Here is a 19,882-nt window from a genome sequence, read left to right as displayed (position 1 = left end):
GGGCTTCGACGACAATCCGGATGCCGCCTTCTACCGCCCGGCGCTCACCACCGTGGGCCTCGACCTGGCGGGGGAGGCCCGCCGCGCCGTCGCGGCCGTCCTCGGCGAGCGACCCTCGGCCGCCGGCGCACCGCGTCTCGTCGTGCGCGCCTCCACCGCCCCGCCGCGCTGATCATGCCGACGCGACCGCATGAGACCGCTCGCCTGTCGCAATTCGTGTCGAGCAGCCGCAGATTGCGACAGCCGAGCATTCGGATGCCGGTGGAAGCGGGTTGGCGACCGGCGATGTTACCGGTAACATCGATCCGCGCGACCGAGCGAGCCGCGCGACCGCACGAGACCCGACGGAGGACCCCGTGACCAGCCCCGAGCCGACGACGCCGGCACCCGCGTTCACCCCCGAGGTCGAGGCATCCATCGCCGCCGTCCGGACCGATGTCGCGAAGCTCCACGGCGAGCTCGTGCGCTACGGCCTCGTGGTCTGGACCGGCGGCAACGTGTCGGGACGCGTTCCCGGCGCCGACCTCTTCGTCATCAAGCCGTCGGGCGTCTCGTACGACGACCTCGCCCCCGAGAACATGATCCTGTGCGATCTCGACGGCAACGTCGTCCCCGGCACGCCGGGCAGCGACCGCAGCCCCTCCAGCGACACCGCGGCGCACGCCTACGTGTACCGCCACATGCCCGACGTCGGCGGCGTGGTGCACACGCACTCGACCTTCGCCGTGGCGTGGGCCGCACGAGGCGAAGAGATCCCCTGCGTCATCACGGCCATGGCCGACGAGTTCGGCGGGCCGATCCCCATCGGTCCGTTCGCGATCATCGGCGACGACTCGATCGGCCGCGGCGTCGTCGAGACGCTGACCGGCCATCGCTCCCGCGCCGTGCTCATGCAGAACCACGGCCCGTTCACGATCGGAGTGTCGGCGAAGGACGCCGTCAAGGCCGCGGTCATGGTCGAGGACGTCGCCCGCACCGTGCACTACGCGCGTGAGGCCGGTCCGCTGATCCCGATCCCGCAGGACGCGATCGACCGTCTCTTCGACCGGTACCAGAACGTGTACGGCCAATCGTCCGACGAACGTCGCGATGGTGCCGATGAGCCTCGCGACGGTGCCGATGAGCCTCGCGGCGCTGCCGACGAGCGCGCGGAAGAGGCCGGCCGATGAGCGCCGACGCGATCCGGGCCGGGCGCACGGCGCTCGGCATCGAGCTGGGCTCGACCCGCATCAAGGCGTGCCTCGTGGACGCCGACGACCCGGCGAACGTGCTCGCCGTGGGCTCGCACGCGTGGGAGAACCGGTACGAGTCGGGCCTGTGGACCTACTCGCTCGACGAGGTGTGGACGGGGCTGCAGGCCGCGTACGCCGATCTCGTCTCCGACGCGCAGCAGCGCCACGGCGTCTCGCCCGAGACATTCGACGCGATCGGCGTCTCGGCCATGATGCACGGCTACCTCGCGTTCGACGAGGCGGGCACGCTGCTCGTGCCGTTCCGCACGTGGCGGAACACGAACACCGGACCCGCGGCGGCGGAGCTGACCGACGCGTTCGGCGTGAACATCCCGCTGCGCTGGTCGATCGCGCACCTGCACCAGGCGGTGGTGGATGCCGAGTCGCACGTCCCCGACATCCGCTTCGTCACGACTCTCGCCGGCTTCGTCCACCAGCGCCTGACGGGGGAGAAGGTGCTTGGCGTCGGCGATGCGTCGGGGATGTTCCCGATCGACTCCGCGACGGGCGACTACGACGCCGGGATGCTCGCGCGCTACGACGAGCTCGCCGCGGGGCGGCTCGCGGTCGCCCATGTCTCCGAGCTGCTGCCTCGGGTGCTGGTCGCGGGTGCTCCCGCCGGCGCATTGACGGCGGAGGGCGCCGCCCTCCTCGACCCGACGGGGGCGCTGCGCCCCGGCATCCCGTTCTGTGCTCCTGAAGGCGACGCGGGCACGGGAATGGTCGCGACCAACGCCGTCGCACCGCGCACCGGCAATGTCAGCGCGGGCACGAGCATCTTCGCGATGGTCGTTCTCGAGGGGCCGCTCGAACGCGTCCACCACGAGCTCGACCTCGTCACGACCCCGTCGGGTGACGCGGTGGCCATGGTGCACTGCAACAACGGCGCCAGCGAGCTCGCAGCGTGGGCGGGCATGTTCGCCCGGTTCGCAGCCGCGTCGGGGACGCCGCTCGCCGACGACGCCGTGTACGAGACCCTGTTCCAGGAAGCGCTCGAGGGCGAGGCGGATGCCGGGGGGCTGCTGGCCTACAATCACCTGGCCGGCGAGCCGATCGCCGGCCTCACCGAAGGCCGTCCGCTGTTCGTGCGGACGCCCGACAGCCGCTTTACGCTCGCGAACGCCATGCGCGCCCAGCTCTACGGCGTGTTCGGCACGCTCGCCCTCGGCATGCGCGTGCTCGACGACGAAGGGGTCGGCCTCGACCGCATGTTCGCCCACGGCGGCATGTTCCGCACCGCCGGGGTCGCGCAGCGTTTCCTCGCCGGCGCGCTCGGCGCTCCGGTGTCTGTCGGCGACACCGCCTCGGAGGGCGGGGCGTGGGGCATCGCCGTGCTCGCCGCCTACCTCCCGCACGCCGGCGACCTGAGCCTCGCCGCCTACCTCGAGGACCGGGTCTTCGCGAACGCGGCGATCGTGACCGCCGAGCCCGACCCCGCCGATGCCGCCGGCTTCGCCGCCTATCTCGACCGCTACCGCGCAGGCCTGGCCGTCGAGGCCGCCGCCGTCACCGCTCTCTGAAACCCGAAGGAACCACGATGACCCGTACGCCCCTGTCCACCTCGCTCGACGCCTACGAGATCTGGTTCGTCACCGGCAGCCAGAACCTCTACGGCGAAGAGACCCTGCGCCAGGTCGCCGAGCAGTCGCAGGCCGTTGCGGAGGGCCTCGCGGGCCTTCCGGTCAAGGTCGTGTGGAAGCCGGTGCTCAAGGACTCCGACTCGATCCGCCGCCTTGCCCTCGACGTCAACGCGCGCGACGACGTCATCGGTGTCGTGGCGTGGATGCATACGTTCAGCCCCGCGAAGATGTGGATCGCAGGACTCGATGCGCTGCAGAAGCCCCTCCTGCACCTTCACACGCAGGCGAACGTCGAGCTGCCCTGGGCCGAGATCGACTTCGACTTCATGAACCTGAACCAGGCGGCGCACGGCGACCGCGAGTTCGGTTACATCCAGACGCGCCTCGGCGTCGCCCGCAAGACCGTGGTGGGCCACGTCTCGAACCCCGCGGTGCGCCGGCAGGTCGAGGACTGGCAGCGCGCCGCGGCCGGCTGGGCCGCCTCGCGCACGCTGAAGCTCGCCCGCTTCGGCGACAACATGCGCTACGTCGCCGTCACCGAGGGCGACAAGACCGAGGCTGAGCTGCGCTTCGGCGTGCAGGTGAACACGTGGGGCGTGAACGAGCTGGTGGAGGCGGTGGATGCCGCGTCCGACGCCGACGTCGACGCGCTGGTCGCCGAGTACCTCGAGTCGTACGACGTCGCGCCCGAGCTGCGGCCGGACGGCGACCGCCACCAGTCGCTGCGCGACGGCGCCGCCATCGAGGTCGGGCTGCGCTCGTTCCTCGAGGAGGGCGGCTTCGGCGCCTTCACGACCTCGTTCGAGGACCTCGGCGCGCTGAAGCAGCTGCCCGGTCTCGCCGTGCAGCGCCTCATGGCCGAGGGCTACGGCTTCGGCGCCGAGGGCGACTGGAAGACCGCCATCCTGGTGCGTGTCGCGAACGTCATGGGCGCGGGCCTCCCCGGCGGCGCGAGCCTCATGGAGGACTACACGTACGACCTGGTCGCCGGTGACGAGAAGATCCTCGGCGCCCACATGCTCGAGGTCTCGCCGTCGCTGACCACGGCCAAGCCGCGCCTCGAGGTGCACCCCCTCGGCATCGGCGGCAAGGACGACCCGGTGCGTCTGGTCTTCACGGCCGACCCCGGACCGGCGCTGGTCGTCGCCATGAGCGACATGCGCGACCGCTTCCGGCTCGTGGCGAACGTCGTCGAGAACGTGGACGCACCCGACCTGCCGAAGCTCCCCGTCGGACGCGCTGTCTGGAAGCCCGCGCCGGACTTCGCCACGAGCGCCGCCTGCTGGCTCGCGGCCGGTGCCGCGCACCACACCGTCATGACCACCGCGGTCGGCATCGAGGTGTTCCGGGACTTCGCCGAGATCGCGGCGACCGAGCTCGTCGTCATCGACGAGGACACCACGGCGCGCGGCTTCCAGCGCGAGCTTCGCTGGAACCAGGCCTACTACCGTCTCGCGCAGGGGCTCTGAGCCCGTCGCAGAATCCCCGGTCTCGATGAGACCGGGGATTCCGCGCGAAGCAGGGGGCACCGCCTCGGTCTCGGCGCACATCCCCTTGTTCGAGGCGCGCGACCCTCGCCGCTACTCTGGTTGGCGGCATCCCCGATCTCCAAGGAGCCCTCATGGCACGTCCCCCCGCATCCGGAATCCAGCACGCGCTCCGCGCCGGCGACTACGAAGCCGTCGTCGCGAGCGTCGGCGCGACGCTCCGCTCGCTCACGTATCGCGGCCGCGACCTCGTCGTGCCGTTCGAGGCCGACGAGGTGCGTCCCGCGCACCGCGGCGCGACCCTTGCGCCGTGGCCGAACCGCGTCGTCGACGGGCGCTACTCGTTCGGCGGCCGGGACTTCCAGCTGCCCCTCACCGAGCCCGCGCGCTCGCACGCGCTGCACGGCCTGGCGACGTGGCTCGACTTCGAGGCGATCGACAAGGGGCCGGACCACGTGACCCTGGCGGCCGTCATCCAGCCGCAGACGGCTTACCCGTGGCGCATCGTCGTCACGACGACCTTCGCCCTCGGACCGGACGGGCTGACCCAGTCCGTCACCGCCCACAACGAGAGCGACGAGCCGGCGCCGTGGGGGACCGGGCCGCACCCGTACCTCGTCGCCGGCGACGGCCGCGTCGACGGCTGGACGCTCGAGCTGCCCGCCACGCAGGTGCTCGCCGTCACGGCCGACCGCCTCATCCCGACCGGCCTCGTCGCGGTCGATGCCGAGGACCCGGAGCGCTTCGACTTCCGCTCGGCGCGGCCGATCGGCTCCGCCGAGATCGATCACGCGTACTCCGGCCTCACCCGTGACGCCGATGGCACGGCCACGGTGCGGGTGACGGATGCCGCCGGTTCAGGTGTGCAGATGTCGTGGGATGCCGCGTGCCCGTGGGTGCAGGTCCACACCGCCGACAAGCCCGACGCCGCGCAGAGCCGGCTGGGTCTCGCCGTCGAGCCGATGACCTGCGCACCCGACGCCTTCAACGGCGGGTCGTACGACTACGACGCGGGTCTGCTCGTCATCGAGCCCGACGCATCCGTCACCGCATCGTGGCGGATCGGCGCCATCGGCTGATCAGTCGCCGCTGATCAGCACCATTGCTGATCGGGCGGTCGCGGTCCGTTCCGCGATGTGCCGCACACGACGAAGGCGGAGCCGGCCCCCCGGTCGGCTCCGCCTTCATCGTGAGCGGGGTTCAGGTGCTGTCCCGCAGGTCTTCCTTGATGTCGTTGCGCGTCTTCACCGAGTCGCGCTCGGCTTCGGCCTTCTTGACGTCGGCATCAGCCTTCATCTCGTCGACCTTGTCGCCGACTCGATCGGTGGTGTCTTCCCACGCGTCTTTGATCTTCTCGCCGACGGCCGCAGCCGTCTCTTTCGCGTCGTCCATGAATCCCATCGATCTCTCCTCTCATGAGGGATGACATCGACGCTACGCCGGGGCCTCCGAGCTGGTCAGGGGGTTGCACTGACGCGACCCGCTTGATACATGGAGGGTCCGCCGCGGTCAGCGGATCGGCGTCGTGGTGTCGATCGCGTCGCGGAGCGGCCGACGCATCGGCGCCCAGTAGCGGGTGGGCGCGACGCGCGCGAGCACGTCGACCAGCCGCGCCTCCCGCCCGATCATGGTGCGGGGGCGACGGCGGATCGTCGCCTCGACGATGCGAGCCGCGGCATCCGCGGGTTCGGTGTGGTACATCGTGGCTTGCGCCGAGGCGGCGCGCTGGGCGATCGCGGGATCGATCGCCGCGGCATACCGGCCGTGCAGGATGATGCCGGTCTTCACCCCGGCCGGGTAGACCGCGCCCACGGTGATGGTGGAGCGCTCCAGCTCGTGCCGAAGCGATTCGGTGAACCCGCGCACGGCGAACTTGCTCATCGCGTACGGGATGCGTCCCGCCGGTGCGGCGAGGCCGTAGATCGACACCAGGTGCGTGATGTGGGCGGCGGGCTCGCGACGCAGCGCGGGCAGGAGCGCCTTCGTGACGTTGACCGTGCCCCACAGGTTGACGTCCATGAGCCAGCGCATCTCGGCCATCGTCAGCTGGTCGATGTCGCCCAGCATCGACGACCCGGCGCACGTGACGAGGGACTGCACGTGAAGATGGGATGCTTCGACGTCAGCGACGACGGCTGCCACCGCCTCGTCGTCGGTGAGGTCGACGACGTGTGTCGTATGACCAGTGCCCTCGAGGCTCGCAGCGACCGCGGTGAGCCCGTCGGCGTTGCGGTCGAGCAGCGCGATGCGGGCACCCCGCGCGGCGAGCTGACGAGCGACCTCGGCACCCATCCCTGCGGCTCCGCCGGTGATGACGGTGGTGCGTCCGCGCACGTCCAGGGATCGCGTTCTCGTCATCTGCTGCCTCTCGCTGCGCTCGTCGCCGTCGACGAGCCGTGCCTACGATTCTCGCTGACTCGGGACGCCGCTTCGGACGCTAGCCTTCATGGGGGAGGTGCGATGGGCAAGACCGCAGAGGCGATCGCCGAAGGGGTGTCCATCGCGTCCGCCGCCGCACGGCTGGCGATCCGCAACCGCATCCTCGTCGAGACGATCGCGCATGACGAACAGTTCGACGTGGTCGCCTTCACCCCGTTCGCCCGCGAGACGCTGACCGCGCTCGCCGACGAGCAGGACGAGGCGGCGGCCCTCGTGAAGCGCCAGCGCAAGAAGGCATGGGGCAAGTTCACCGACCCCGACGGCACCCACGACTATCGCGATCGCGACACCCGCAACCTCCGCCGCCGGGGCCGGCAGTACGCGGGAGTGGCGCAGGCGCTCCGCCGCATGGCCGACGACCCGCATGTCGTGCGCTCGCTCATCGAGCAGTCGCGCGACGCCGCCTGGGGCGACGTCGAGGCCAACCTGCAGCGCCGCCTGCGCGTCGAGGGCATGCGGCCCGAGCTGGATCCCGACTACGACCGCATGCGCGCCGCCCGCATGCAGTCGATCCGCCTCGTCGACCTGCCGCGCCTCGCCGCGCACAAGCGTCACCGCGACGAGGAAGACACGGATGCCGCACCCGCTGCCGGGCCTGCAGCGGCATCGCCGCGCATCTCGGGCGTCGACGTCAGCGAGCTCGACTCCTGACACCCGCCGGACGTGGGCGTACCCTCGAGCCGTGTCCGACGACGTTGCACCGCACCCTATGCGCTTCCCGCGGGAGCACCCGTTGACCGAGCGCGTGCGCCGGCTGTGCATGGCGTACCCCGAGGCGGCCGAGGTGCTCGCGCACGGCCGTTCGACGTTCCGTGCCGGCAAGCGCCAATTCGCCATCGTGGGTGCCGCCCACGACGACGCGGGTGCGGTGGAGTTCATCCCCGACGACCTGGAGCGTCCGGCGCTGCTCGAGCGAGACGATGTCTTCGTGCCGCCCTACGAGGGTGCTTACGGTTGGCTCGCCATCCGTGTGGAAGCGGATGCCGGCGACTGGGAGCTGCTCGCCGAGCTCCTGGACACCTCCTACCGTCGCGTCGCCCTGCAGCGGCAGCTGCGCGCACTCGACGCCCAGGACGCATGACGAACGAGCCTGGAGGAGGGGAACACGCCCGGGAATCCGGCATCCTGCCGCCGATTCGCGCCGCGGGTGGCCGTGAGGTATTCTTGACGACGTTGTGCGCTGCTGCGAACGACATGCGCCCGTAGCTCAATGGATAGAGCATCTGACTACGGATCAGAAGGTTAGGGGTTCGAGTCCCTTCGGGCGCGCACTGTGTTGAGACAGTAACCTCGAGAAAAGCGCCGGTTCGCCGGCGCTTTTCTTGTATCTCCGGTTCAACCACGGGGTGTCGGTGACGCCACATGATCACGGCACACCACAAGTCTGGGCACTTATCGAGGGTGTGAGTGCGCCGTCGCGCGTCCGCTGATCGCGCGAGGAGGCACCGGCATCGACTGCGGGAACCAATTCACTGCGGTTGCCGGTGCGCCCGGGTCGCAGACCGGGATGGATGCAGTTGATATCTCAGTGATGAGTCTCCCAATGTTCCGCTGGGTGATCCTGGCCGCGCGCGAGGCGGCCGGAGGTTCCAGTTGGCGCGCATCTCGGTGATCGAGGCGAGGTCGGTTATGTCGACGGGTGCGGCGAATGTTCCACCTCGCGTATGCACCGCGACGAGGTGTTCTGCCTCAACGCCGTGTCCAGAGGGGCGTGGCGTGTGGAGTCCGAATCAGCTGCGAGAGCGCATCGACCACAGGTCGAGACCTTGTTGTTTCACCGCTGTGGCTGCGGCGGCCACGGCGCCGGTAGCGACCACGTCGGCACCGAGCCTCGAGATGACGAGATCCGGGGCGGGCAAATCCAGATCGGTCGGGAGAGCGCGACGTGCGGCGGCCACTACCTCGTCGACTCCGGCCGAGATCGCGCCGGAGACGACGACGCGTTCTGGGTCGAACATGCTTCCCAGCACGCTGACGATGCGGGCGAGGACGGCACCGACGCGCAAGACGATGCGTCGCGCGTCGTCGTCTCCCGCCGCGGCCAGTTCGAGAACGGCGCGTCCGTCGACGTGCTCGGGGGAGAGTGAGGCGAGGGCACTGCCCGGCGCCAGCTCATTGCGGACGGCAGCCTCAGCGGCCCACGCGGCGGCGCGGGTACCCAGCCCGTCTGCGGCGCCGACGCCGTCCACGTGGTCGAACGCGACCATCTCGCCGACGCCGCCGTGACGCCCGCGGAGCAGATGTCCGTCGACGACCACACCAGCGCCGAGTCTGGCTCCCGCGAGGAGGGCGATGTAGTCGCGGCATCCGACAGCCGCACCGACGGTCCCCTCGGCGACAGCGGCGAGCGACGCGTCATTCTCAATCCGTGCGAGGGGCGCCCACGCGAAGGCGTCGACGAGATCGGGATTCATCCGTTCCCAGAATCCATCGGGATGCTTCGGAGAACGTCCGTGTTCGTTGACGGGTGCCGGCACTCCGGCATAGATCGCGAGCACGTCGCCGCGGCCCTTACTGGCGTCCGCGAGCGCGTCGTCGACGGCGGAGACGATGAGGCCGCGTCGCGTCTCAGCGTTGTCGCGGTCGAGTTCGAGAGTCCGCCGCTGCGTCGAGAGCGGCCGTGAACGAAGGTCGGTGACCACGGCAGTGACATGCACGTTGCCCGCGTCGACGCCGATCAGCACCGCTGCGTCATCGCGGAGCTCGAAGCGACGGGCCGGGCGGCCCTTGCGATAGGCGCCGGCCTCGCGCGCGTTGGGCAGCTCTCGCAGGAGGCCGAGTTCGACGAGCGAGTCCATCGCGTCGATCGCAGTGGTGCGCGTGAGACCCGTCGCCTCCATCGCGTCGGTGGCGGTGAAGCCGGCGACGTCCCACGCGTAGGCGAGCACGGTGTCGAGGCTCGCCGGCCGCGACGTGGTTGTCGGAAGCAATGTCGTCACAGATCTTGACCCTCTCTGTCCCGCCCTGCAATACTGCCCTGCGAGCATTGATATTGCGAGTAGATTTATTCACTGGCTATTCCATCGCGAGGATGCGAAACGGAGGACGAGGATGTCGGAAAGAAGACGCATGCGACGCGCCGCGGCGGTGGGGGCGGTGCTGGCGGTCGGCGCCGGGCTGCTTGCTGGATGCTCGGTCGACGGACGTGAGAGCATCCGCTTCACGTTCAGCAAGCGCGAAGCGCTCGACTTCATGAACGAGGTCGTCGCCGAGTACAACGCCTCCCAGAGCGGCGTACGCGTCGAGATGGACACCTCGGGGGTCGACGTCGTCTCGGCGAGCTTCGTGCGCGGCAATCCGCCCGACCTCATGCTCGCGAACTACAACTTCGAGGTCGCCCGATTCGTGCAACGGTGCGCCTTGAGCGACCTGTCCGAGACCCATGCCGCCGCCCGTATCCGCGACGACCTTCAACCGCTCATGGATCAGTACGGCACGTGCGACGGCCGCACGAGTGCACTGCCGTACTCGGTGATGGCGTCGTCGGTGATTTACAACAAGGAGATCTTCGCCGAGCACGGGCTGGACGTGCCGCAGACCTGGAGCGAGCTGCTCGAGGTGTGCGAAACGCTGCAGGATGCGGGCGTCACACCGTTCTACGCCACCTTCAAGGACGACTGGACGATCGGGCAGGGCTGGTACGACTACTCGGTCGGCGGCTCGCTAGACGTCGTCGACTTCTTCGACCGCCTCGCCGCGGAGGGCACGCTGGTGGGCCCCGATTCGGATGTCTCGTTCCAGAAGGACTTCGCCGAGCCGATGGACCGGATGCTCCAGCTCGCCGGGACGTACGTGAACGACGACGCGGCGAGTCGGGGCTACGGCGACGGCAACCTGGCGTTCGCGAACGGCGAGGCGGCGATGTACCTGCAAGGGCCGTGGGCGTTCAGCGAGATCGCGAAGACGTCACCCGATCTCGAGCTCGGCACGTTCCCCCTGCCGGTGACCGACGACGCCGACGATCTCGCGGTCCGCGTCAACATGGATCTCGCGGCGATGATCCCCGACGCTTCGCGCCACAAGGAAGCCGCCCGCGACTTCCTCGAGTACCTCTACGAACCCGCGCGCATCGAGGCCTACAACGCATCGCAGCTCGGCTTCACACCGACGACGGATGCCGCGCCGCCGGACGACCCGCGGATCGAGGGCATGCAGGAGTATTACGACGACGGTCAGGTCTACCAAGGTCCCTCGGTGCTGGTGCCCAAGACGATCCCGGTCTTCAACTACACCCAGTCGATGGTGCTGGGGGCGGATGCGGCCTCCGTGCTGCGCACCTTGGATCAGGACTGGGCGCGCCTGGCCTTCCGCCAGCCCGCGCCCTCCAGTGAGACGAAGGAGTCAGCACGATGAGCGCGACCACCACGATCGTCACCCAGGGCGACCCGACATCCAGGCGCAGCAGTCGCCGAGTCGAGCCGATCTACTACCTCTTCCTGCTCCCGAGCCTCACGCTGTTCACACTGGCCATTGCGGTGCCGGGTGCCATCGGCATCTTCTTCAGCTTCACCGACTCCATAGGCATCGGCGACTGGAACTTCATCGGCCTGACGAACTACATCGCGCTCTTCAGCGACCCGGCGATCCTGCAGAGCTACTTGTTCACGTTCGGCTTTGCGGTGGCGACAGTGATCGTCGTCAATGTGGTGGCGTTCCTGCTGGCGGTCGGGCTGACCTCCCGCATCCGGTTCAAGACGGGACTGCGCACGGTCTTCGTGATCCCCATGGTGATCTCGGGCATCATCATCGCCTACGTCTTCAACTTCCTGTTCTCGAACTCCATCCCGGCAGCGGGCGGTGCGCTCGGGGTGCCTTGGCTCGCGACCAGCCTGCTGGCCAACCCCGACCTCGCCTGGGTGGCGATCGTGATCGTCACGGCATGGCAAGCGATCCCGGGCACGCTACTCATCTACATTGCGGGACTGCTCGCGGTCCCGGGAGATGTGTACGAGGCGGCCGATCTCGACGGCGCGTCCACGACGCAGCAACTGTTCCGCATCACCCTGCCGCTCGTCGCCGGGTACGTCGTGATCAACGTGATTCTCGGCTTCAAGGGCTTCCTCAACGCCTACGACATCATCGTCGGCCTCACCAACGGAGGTCCGGGCACCGCGACCCGCAGCATCGCCATGACGATCATTGCGGGCTTCAACGGCGGCGACTACGCCTACCAGATGGCCAACGCGACCATCTTCTTCATCGTCGCCGTCCTCATCTCGCTCCTCCAGCTCTCGCTCACGCGCGGAAGGAACCAGTTCTCATGACCACCAGTCAGCCGGCGCTCGCCTTCGAGCAGGCAGACGTGTCCGTCGGCCTACAGAAGGTCCAGCCTGCCAAGCGTCCGCAACTCACCGAGCGGGTGAGCTGGTCGGGCACGATCATCCTCATCCTGTGCGCCGTCACTGTGCTGTTGCCCCTCTACGTGACGATCTCGATGGCGTTCAAGACGACCGGCCAGGCCGTCGACGGCAACGCGTTCTCGCTGCCCGCGCCCTTCAGCGTCGAAGGCTTTGTGGAGGCGTGGACCCTCACCAAGTTCCCGGTGGGCGCGGCGATCTCGTTGTTCGTCACCGCCGGCACCGTCATCGCGACGATCGTCCTCGCTGCGTTCGCGTCGTACGCGATCGTGCGCAACTGGGACCGCCGGCTGTTCCGGTACTCGTTCTTCTACCTGCTCGCCGCAATGTTCATCCCGTTCCCGGTGGTGGCGCTGCCGCAGATCCAGCTCACCGGACGCGTCGGGCTTGACAACCCGGTGGGAGTCATCCTGCTGGCGACCATGTTCCAGCTGAGCTTCAGTGTGCTCCTGTTCACGGCGTTCCTGCGCTCGATCCCGATCGAGCTCGAGGAGAGCGCGCGCATCGACGGCGCCACCACGTGGCAGACGTTCTGGCACATGATCTTTCCACTCCTGGCTCCGATGAGCGCCACGGTCGGCATCTTCGCGTTCCTCTACGCCTGGAACGACTTCATGATGCCGTCGCTGATCATCTCCGATCCGGCTATGCAGACGCTCCCAGTGCGGCAGAACCTGTTCCAGACGCAGTTCAGCAACAACTACAACGTCTCGTTCGCCTCGTACCTCATGGCCATGGCGCCCGCCATCGTCGCCTACCTGTTCACGCAGCGTTGGGTCATGGAAGGCGTCACTCAAGGCGCTGTCAAGGGCTGAGCCCTCGGGCCTCCGCCCTCTCGTATCCCTGTCCGTCACGCAACCATCGGAAGGACCCCTCAGCCGTGACAACCTCCCTCGACCTCGCATTCGACACGTCTCGAGACGCCGACCTCGCACCGTGGTGGCGTCAAGCCGTCGTCTACCAGATCTATCCGCGCAGCTTCGCCGACTCGAACGGCGACGGCCTCGGCGACATCCCCGGCATCGCATCGCGCGTCGAGTACCTCAGCGAGCTCGGCATCGACGCGGTGTGGCTGAGCCCGTTCTACCCGTCTGAGCTCGCCGACGGCGGCTACGACGTCGCCGACTATCGCAACGTCGACCCGCGCCTGGGCACGCTCGACGACTTCGACGCGATGCTCGCCGCGCTCCACGCGCGTGGCATCAAGGTCGTGGTCGACATCGTGCCCAACCACACGTCGGACCGGCACGCGTGGTTCCAAGAAGCACTCGCCGCCGGACGCGGATCGGCGGCCCGCGAGCGCTACATCTTCCGCGAGGGCACGGGCACGGACGGCGCCGAGCCGCCCACCGACTGGCTCTCGGTCTTCGGCGGATCGGCGTGGGAGCGCGTCGAGGACGGCCAGTGGTATCTCCACAACTTCGCCACCGAGCAGCCCGACCTCAACTGGCACCACCGCGACGTGCACGAAGACTTCCTCACGACGCTGCGGTTCTGGTCAGACCGCGGTGTGGACGGCTTCCGCATCGACGTCGCGCACATGCTCACGAAGGACCTCACCGAGCCGCTTCCCTCGCGCGACCAGCTGGCGCTCATCCCGCAAGACGGCAATCACCCGCTGATCGACCGCGACGACGTGCACGACATCTACGCGGAGTGGCGCACCGTGTTCGACTCGTACGACCCGCCGCGCACCGCAGTAGCCGAGGCATGGGTGCACCCCTCGCGCATCCACCTGTACTCACGACCCGAGAGCCTGGGTCAGGCGTTCAACTTCGACCTGCTCGTCGCGGACTTCGACGCCGACCAGTTCCGTCGCATCATCTCGGACAACCTGGCACTCGCGGCCCAGTCGGGATCCTCCAGCACCTGGGTGCTGTCGAACCACGACGTCGTGCGGCACGCGACGCGGTACGGCCTGCCTAACGCTGCCGGTGACGACGGGTGGCGTCATGACGACGAGCGGCCCGGCAACGCCTGGCTCGTCTCGGGCGGCGCTGAGCCGGTGCTCGACCGTGAGAAGGGCTCGCGACGGGCGAACGCCGCGACGCTGTTCCTGCTGGGACTCCCGGGATCGACCTACCTCTATCAAGGGGAGGAGCTCGGCCTGCACGAGGTGTCGGAGATCCCGACATCCGAGCGTCAGGACCCGACCTTCTTCCGCACAGCGGGCGCCGAGATCGGGCGAGACGGATGCCGCGTGCCGCTGCCGTGGCGTGCCGACGGGCGGTCGTTCGGGTTCGGTGACGGCGGCGCACACCTGCCGCAGCCCGCGTGGTTCGCCCGGCATGCCGTTGACGCCGAAGCTGACGATCCCATGTCGACGCTCAACCTCTACCGCGAAGCGCTGCGTTTGCGCCACGAACTGCAGACCGGCGAACAGCTGGAGTGGCTGCCGACCGGACGCAGCGACGTCCTGCGCTTCGCCCGCCCCAACGGCTGGCAGGTGGTGACGAATTTCGGCGTCGAGCTGTACGCGCTCGATGACGGAGGCGAAGTGGTTCTCTCGAGCTCCGGAACCTCCGCGGGGTCCGTCGCGCCCGAAACGACCGTCTGGATCGCTCCCGCGCGCCTCGGCTCCGTCTAGCGGGGAGCGGCACGGATCTCCTCGAACCTCGTCCGTCGCGGTTCGAGGAGATCCGTGGCCAGAGCGGGCAGCCCGTCTCTGGCTGAGCAGGAGACGCTATTGCCCCACGATCCGTGGACGCCGCCGTCGGGTCCCGCTCAACGCCCTTCCCATCGCCTCGGCCGACCGCTTGAGAAGTTCAGCCGGCATCGCGAAGTTGAACCGCACGAAACCCTCGCCGCCGAGCCCGCAGTCGGCTCCGCTGGAAGCCACCACGCCCGCCTCGTGGCGGAGGAAGTGCGCGGGGTCGACGTCGAGGTCGTAGGCGCGGAAGTCGAGCCAGGCGAGATAGGTCGCTTCGGGCATCCGATATCCGATGTCGGGGGCATGCTCGGCCAGAAGCGCTGCCAGTAGGCGGCGATTCGCGTCGAACACCCGCGTCGTCTCGTCGAGCCAGGGGACGGCATCCGTGTACGCCACACGTGCCGCGACGGCGCCGAGGATGCTTCCTTCCAGATACGGCACGATGTCGCGCTTACGCCAGAGCGTCTCGTCAGCGTCGGACGTGAGGATGAGCTGCGCGCTCTTGAGACCCGGGATGTTCCAGCCCTTCGAGGTCGCCGTCGCCGTGATGGTGTGCGCCGCCGTCGCCGGTGAAAGCGCCGCGTACGGCCGATGGCGGGCGCCGGGGTAGACCAAGGGAGCGTGGATCTCGTCCGAGAACACCCGAGCACCGTAGTGCTCCACCACGGCCGCGACGTCGCGCTGCTCATCGAGGTTCATCACCTGCCCGAGCGGGTTGTGGGGGTTGCAGAGCACCAGCATGCCCGCGCCGTCCGCGAAGGCCCGGGCGAGGGCAGCCGTGTCGATGCGCCACCGACCGGCGACATGGACAGACGGAACCTGGATGACGCGCCGACCGGCGCGCGCGGGCGCATGCAGGAACGGCGCGTAGCACGGCGTCGGCACCGCGATCGCAGCACCCGGTTGCAGGAAGTGCTCCATCGCGATGCGCAGTGAGGCCACGACGTCGGGAACCAGATGCACCCGGTCGGCGCCCACGTGCCAGTCGTACCTGGCCGCGAGGAAGCGGGAGCACGCGCTCTCGGCGGCCGCCGCGGCATGGTCGGGCAGGTACGTGAGGAATCCCTTGTCGACCGCCTGGTGTAGCGCCGCGCTGATTGCGGGAGCGGTCCCGAAGTCCGACTCGGCGATCCAGGCGCCGATCTCGGGATCGCCGACCTCCCACTTGCGCGTCGTCCAGGGATCGCGGCGGTAGGGCGGGGTCACCGGGACAGCTCCACACGCGGGCGGACGGCGACATCCGTGAGGTGCACGTCCTCCGAGGCGTCGACCACGAAGCGCACCGCCCGGGCGACGCTCGCGGGGCGCACGTACCGCTCCGGCTCGTATGGCGTCGCCGACGCGGCGAGGCCCCGGCGGTGACCCGGAGTGTCGGTCGGGCCGGGTGCGACGGTCGCCACGCGCACGCCGTGCGGCGACTCGGCGATGCGGAGCACGTCGGCGTATCCGCGCAGGCCGTGCTTGGCAGCGGTGTACAACGCCATCCTGGGGATGGCGCGCGTGCCGGCACCGGAGCCGATGAAGACCACGGTGCCGCGCGACTCACGCAGGCCGGGGAGAAGCAGTCGCGTCAGCTCCGCCGGCGCGACGAGGAACATCCCGAGCATGGCGTCCCAGGCTTCTGGACCGGCGGCGTCCGTGGTAGCGCCGGCGGCTGCGTGGACCAGCACGTCGACCCGGCCGAGGCCTGCTGCCAGCTCCTCGCGCTGCGCGGCGGAGGTGATGTCACACGACACCGCACGGATGCCGGGTCTCGCGTCCAGTTCGGCGAGCGCCGCGGCCTCACGGCCGAGGGCGATGACCTCGTGGTCTGCGGCGAGGTCGCACGCGATCTCCCAGCCCATACCGCTGGTGGCGCCCGCGATGACGGCGACCTTCCGGATCTCAGACATGCAGGACCTCCTGAGCGGACAGGGCGAGCGAGGGGAAAACCGTGCGCAGCGCGGCATGTGCGGCGCCGTCCGCCTCGCGGAGGAACGTCGCGTCGACGCGGGGCATGGGGCTGATCACAGTGTCGCCGCGGGTGTCCTCGACAGGAATTCCGATGATCTGGATGTGCCGCGTTACCGTGCCGTCAGCTCCGATCACCCGGCTGGAGCCGGGTTCGACGGCGTATCCGGGCCCCGGAGCGATCGCTCCATCGCGCATGTACCGCCGGTGCGGTCTGACGATCCCGCGCTCGGCGAGCCCGCGCATCAGCGGGTCGTTGCTCGCCCGTGCATCGTGGGCGTTCAGGAATGCGTCCACGAGCGCGTAGGCCGACACTCGCGACTTCGCGACGAGAGCCGACTCGACGTGAAACCCGTCGACGTCGACGCCGATTCGGCCGTCCGGCCCGATGAAGCGCACGAGCCCCGCGTCGGCGAGGGCCAGCAGCTGCGCGTTGCGAAACGCGGGCGGGCCGCTGCCGATCATCGCGCCGAACGACACGAACGAACGATGCAGTGCGCTGGCATGCGTCTCGGCCGTCGCCGTCGTGAACGCCATGTACTTCGCGGTCGGCTTTCGCGCGGCGTTGACCTCCCACAACGCGCGCTTGAGTGGACTCGCCATGCCTAGCGTGGCCTCGGCGAGGTCGTTCTTGACATGCTCGATGACCCAGTCCTGGAACGTGTCAGGCGACGACCAGGGTTCCGTCGTGGGCGACAGGAGGGTTTCGAGATGAAAGCGGTCGCGCCGATCAGGAACGATGGCGGCAATCGCGTTGTCGATGGCCGCGGCATCCATCACCAACGTCGGGTCGTCGATCAGACGCAGGATCTCCGCGAGGGACGCGTGCAGGGCGTATGGCCGCGTCTCGGCGATCGCGCGGTACCAGCCGGCGAGGGCATCTTGCACGATCAGAGGCCACAGGTCGACCTCGAAGTCGATCGGACGATCGATCGCGGTCGGGTCGAATCGCGAGAAGTAGGTTTGCCGGGCGACCGGCGGCAGTCCAGCCCACAACGACTTCGCATGGAAAGGGATACCGCGCCTCGACGTGACGTGCAGGACCGGCTCGCGCCCGCTCGGCTCGTACACGAGCTGACAGCCGTGACCGCGAAACCTGCCTCCCCGGCCGATCGTGAGCAGGGCCATCGCGTCGAAGAATCCCATTCCGAGACCCCGCACGATCGCGGGCTCGCCCGCGGGCACCGCGTCCAGGTCCTGCTCGACAGGACTGCCCTGGCGCACCCAGACGAGATCGCGCCGGCTGCGCACCTCCGAGGCCAACAGCCGGTCGGAGGCCGGGTCGGCACTCACGAGCCACCCAGGGGAGAGGATGACGTCGTCGGCGATGATGGTCGTGCCGCCGCTCAGCAGCACCCGCTCGCGCCCGCCGTCCGGTTCGAGCCCGATCGCGCGGGCGCGGTGCGTCACGACCGTGACCGACGACGGCAGCGCGGCGAGGGCGTGGTCGAAGCACCAGGTGATGTACGCGCCGTACAGCGCGCGGCTCGGGTGGCTCTCGGGTCGCACGCGCCGTGCCTCGTCGACGAGGTGCTCGCGTTCCAGGAAGCCGACAGGCAGTGGTGTGCGGTCAAAAGCTTCCCGGTGCGCCGGGGGTACACCCGCCGCGGCGTCCGTGCCGTCCAGCGCGTCGCGCGCAAGCAGGCACCACTCCTGCATCGTGGGTCCTGGTGAAATCGGCCCCATCACCGTGCTGGCGTCGTCGGTGAAGAGGGTGACCGCACCGCTCAGGGTGTTCATGCAGAGCTCCTGCGTCTGATCGAGCCGCCAGATGCGCCCGGCGCCGAACGGCGCATCGTCAACGAGGTGCAGCGTCCACGGACGGTCACCGAGCTCCGCGTGTGCAATCGCTCCGAGCCTTTCGATCACGCACGTGCCGCGGGGCCCGACACCGATCAGACACACCACGGGATCGGATGGAGGGGTCAGAGGTACGTCAGTCACGCGATCTGTATAGCGCGCCGCGCGCCGTGTCATGCAATCGCATAACGGGTGGTTATACAGCGGTGCACGCGGTGTTGCCTGCCCGAAACACGAGGGTGCTTGGCTGGAGTCATCCACCGCCGACCCGAGGGTGTGTCCTGACGACGGAGGTCGCCATGCCCCTCGAATCCGATACCGATATCAGCCTGGATCTGCAGACGCTGCGCATCGTGCGCGCCATCGCTGAGACCGGGTCGATCACCGGCGCGGCTCGCGCCCTCGGCACGACGCAGCCGGCCATCAGTCAGCACCTGCACCGCGCCGAGCGGCGGCTGTCGATGACTCTCGTCGTCAAGCAGGGGCGCAGCGTCGAGCTCACCGACATCGGGGTGCTGCTTAGTCGGCACGCCGGCGGGGTGCTGGACGCGCTGCAGGCGGCGAGCATCGAGCTCGCCGGGGCCGCTAACCTCCGTTCCGGTCGGGTGCGGCTAGTCGGCTTCCCGTCGGCGTCGTCCACGATCGTGCCCCATCTCTTGTCCGGGATGCGCGAGCGTCATCCAGGGGTGATGGTCCAGTACACCGAGAGCGAGCCTCCGGAGGCGACCGAGCTCGTGGTCGGCGGTGACGCCGACGTCGGCCTGGTATTCAGCTACCCCGGCGAGCGAAACCCCACCCACCATCCCGACCCGCCGCGCGGGCTGTGGACCGCCGATCTCTTCGTCGATCCGCTCTTCGTGTTGATGTCGCGCGATCACCCGCTCGTCGACCTGCCGCGTCTGCCCTTGGAGGACCTCGAAGACGACCCCTGGATCGCAGGGTGCCCGAGGTGCAGCACCCACCTCATCCGAGCGTGCGAGGCCGTCGGCTATGCCCCGAACATCGTGTACGAGACCGACAACTTCAGTGCCACGGTCGGCATGGTGGCCGCCGACCTCGGCATCGCGCTAGTGCCCCGGCTCACTCTGGGAACCACCCTTCTGCCTCCCAACGTCGCGGTGCAGAAGCTCGATTCGGAAATCACTCGGACGATAAGCCTGCTCGTCCCCGCTACCAAGCTGACACTGCCTGCGGTCGCCGCACTGACTGACGCGATCACCGCGATCGACGGCATGATCTGGCGGCTGCGGACCGCCGGGGACCTGCGCGGACGCACTCATAATGCGGACCGACGCATGCATGACGAGCGGCGATACAACGTAACCCCGAGTTAACGACGGCCCGCCTAGCGTCATCACCACGGCGACGAAACCCGACGCCGCTGCCC

At 69.1% G+C, this 19,882-nt stretch carries 17 protein-coding genes and 1 tRNA gene; 12 read left to right on the top strand and 6 right to left on the bottom strand.

Going from position 1 to position 19,882, the window contains the following annotated elements:
• Positions 1–356: 356 nt before the first annotated feature.
• The 4 genes from VIP82_RS02690 (at position 357) to VIP82_RS02675 (ending at position 5,378) form a co-directional block, all read left to right on the top strand.
• On the top strand, positions 357–1,169 hold the full coding sequence (locus tag VIP82_RS02690; protein ID WP_331905745.1) for an L-ribulose-5-phosphate 4-epimerase: 813 nt from the start codon (positions 357–359) through the stop codon (positions 1,167–1,169).
• On the top strand, positions 1,166–2,752 hold the full coding sequence (locus VIP82_RS02685) for a xylulokinase (protein ID WP_331905744.1): 1,587 nt from the start codon (positions 1,166–1,168) through the stop codon (positions 2,750–2,752). Before VIP82_RS02690 ends, VIP82_RS02685 begins: the two co-directional genes overlap by 4 nt.
• A 17-nt stretch (positions 2,753–2,769) precedes the next feature.
• Positions 2,770–4,281: an L-arabinose isomerase gene (gene araA / locus VIP82_RS02680; protein WP_331905743.1), complete on the top strand. Its 1,512-nt coding sequence runs from the start codon at positions 2,770–2,772 to the stop codon at positions 4,279–4,281.
• A gap of 152 nt (positions 4,282–4,433) precedes the next feature.
• Positions 4,434–5,378: an aldose 1-epimerase family protein gene (locus tag VIP82_RS02675; protein WP_331905742.1), complete on the top strand. Its 945-nt coding sequence runs from the start codon at positions 4,434–4,436 to the stop codon at positions 5,376–5,378.
• Positions 5,379–5,499: 121 nt separating this feature from the next.
• Here the strand turns inward: VIP82_RS02675 and VIP82_RS02670 are convergent, their stop codons facing one another.
• A complete protein-coding gene (locus tag VIP82_RS02670) occupies positions 5,500–5,700 on the bottom strand; it encodes a hypothetical protein (protein WP_308868625.1) in 201 nt (66 codons plus the stop codon).
• Positions 5,701–5,808: 108 nt separating this feature from the next.
• Positions 5,809–6,657: an SDR family NAD(P)-dependent oxidoreductase gene (locus VIP82_RS02665; protein ID WP_331905741.1), complete on the bottom strand. Its 849-nt coding sequence runs from the start codon at positions 6,655–6,657 to the stop codon at positions 5,809–5,811.
• A 102-nt stretch (positions 6,658–6,759) separates the two neighbouring features.
• Here VIP82_RS02665 and VIP82_RS02660 point away from each other — a divergent pair, with 102 nt between their 5' ends.
• The 3 genes from VIP82_RS02660 to VIP82_RS02650 all read left to right on the top strand — a co-directional run bounded on the left by VIP82_RS02660 (position 6,760) and on the right by VIP82_RS02650 (position 8,007).
• Positions 6,760–7,389: an asparagine synthase gene (locus VIP82_RS02660; RefSeq protein ID WP_331905740.1), complete on the top strand. Its 630-nt coding sequence runs from the start codon at positions 6,760–6,762 to the stop codon at positions 7,387–7,389.
• A gap of 31 nt (positions 7,390–7,420) precedes the next feature.
• Positions 7,421–7,819: an MmcQ/YjbR family DNA-binding protein gene (locus tag VIP82_RS02655; protein WP_331905739.1), complete on the top strand. Its 399-nt coding sequence runs from the start codon at positions 7,421–7,423 to the stop codon at positions 7,817–7,819.
• Positions 7,820–7,934: 115 nt separating this feature from the next.
• Positions 7,935–8,007: transfer RNA gene (locus VIP82_RS02650), tRNA-Arg, on the top strand.
• A gap of 461 nt (positions 8,008–8,468) precedes the next feature.
• On the opposite strand, the gene VIP82_RS02645 is transcribed toward VIP82_RS02650, so the two are convergent.
• On the bottom strand, positions 8,469–9,677 hold the full coding sequence (locus tag VIP82_RS02645) for an ROK family protein (RefSeq protein ID WP_331905738.1): 1,209 nt from the start codon (positions 9,675–9,677) through the stop codon (positions 8,469–8,471).
• Positions 9,678–9,807: 130 nt separating this feature from the next.
• On the opposite strand from VIP82_RS02645, the gene VIP82_RS02640 reads away from it, so the two are divergent.
• From VIP82_RS02640 to VIP82_RS02625, 4 genes are all read left to right on the top strand, one after another.
• A complete protein-coding gene (locus VIP82_RS02640; protein WP_331905737.1) occupies positions 9,808–11,091 on the top strand; it encodes an ABC transporter substrate-binding protein in 1,284 nt (427 codons plus the stop codon).
• Positions 11,088–12,002, top strand: coding sequence for a carbohydrate ABC transporter permease (locus tag VIP82_RS02635; protein WP_331905736.1), 915 nt, complete (start codon positions 11,088–11,090; stop codon positions 12,000–12,002). The genes VIP82_RS02640 and VIP82_RS02635 overlap by 4 nt, the downstream gene beginning before the upstream one ends.
• A complete protein-coding gene (locus VIP82_RS02630; protein WP_331905735.1) occupies positions 11,999–12,910 on the top strand; it encodes a carbohydrate ABC transporter permease in 912 nt (303 codons plus the stop codon). Before VIP82_RS02635 ends, VIP82_RS02630 begins: the two co-directional genes overlap by 4 nt.
• A gap of 65 nt (positions 12,911–12,975) precedes the next feature.
• Positions 12,976–14,682 carry a glycoside hydrolase family 13 protein gene (locus tag VIP82_RS02625; RefSeq protein ID WP_331905734.1) on the top strand — a complete coding sequence of 569 codons (1,707 nt, stop codon included), beginning with the start codon at positions 12,976–12,978 and terminating at the stop codon, positions 14,680–14,682.
• A gap of 96 nt (positions 14,683–14,778) precedes the next feature.
• Here the strand turns inward: VIP82_RS02625 and VIP82_RS02620 are convergent, their stop codons facing one another.
• The 3 genes from VIP82_RS02620 to VIP82_RS02610 are packed head-to-tail and all read right to left on the bottom strand — an operon-like array spanning position 14,779 to position 18,672.
• On the bottom strand, positions 14,779–15,951 hold the full coding sequence (locus VIP82_RS02620; RefSeq protein ID WP_331905733.1) for a MalY/PatB family protein: 1,173 nt from the start codon (positions 15,949–15,951) through the stop codon (positions 14,779–14,781).
• A complete protein-coding gene (locus tag VIP82_RS02615; protein WP_331905732.1) occupies positions 15,948–16,637 on the bottom strand; it encodes an SDR family oxidoreductase in 690 nt (229 codons plus the stop codon). The genes VIP82_RS02620 and VIP82_RS02615 overlap by 4 nt, the downstream gene beginning before the upstream one ends.
• The gene (locus tag VIP82_RS02610; protein ID WP_331905731.1) at positions 16,630–18,672 is read right to left on the bottom strand and encodes an FAD/NAD(P)-binding protein; all 2,043 of its coding nucleotides are present in this window, start codon (positions 18,670–18,672) and stop codon (positions 16,630–16,632) included. Before VIP82_RS02610 ends, VIP82_RS02615 begins: the two co-directional genes overlap by 8 nt.
• On the opposite strand from VIP82_RS02610, the gene VIP82_RS02605 reads away from it, so the two are divergent.
• Positions 18,612–19,829, top strand: a complete 1,218-nt coding sequence (locus tag VIP82_RS02605; RefSeq protein ID WP_331905730.1) for a LysR family transcriptional regulator — start codon at positions 18,612–18,614, stop codon at positions 19,827–19,829. The two genes, VIP82_RS02610 and VIP82_RS02605, sit on opposite strands and share 61 nt — an antisense overlap.
• The last annotated feature ends 53 nt before the right edge of the window (positions 19,830–19,882 follow it).

It is taken from the genome of Microbacterium sp., from assembly GCF_036566905.1.
Lineage (GTDB): Bacteria > Actinomycetota > Actinomycetes > Actinomycetales > Microbacteriaceae > Microbacterium.
Note: the sequence above shows the minus strand (reverse complement) of the source record. Positions and strands in the feature narration are given on the sequence as shown.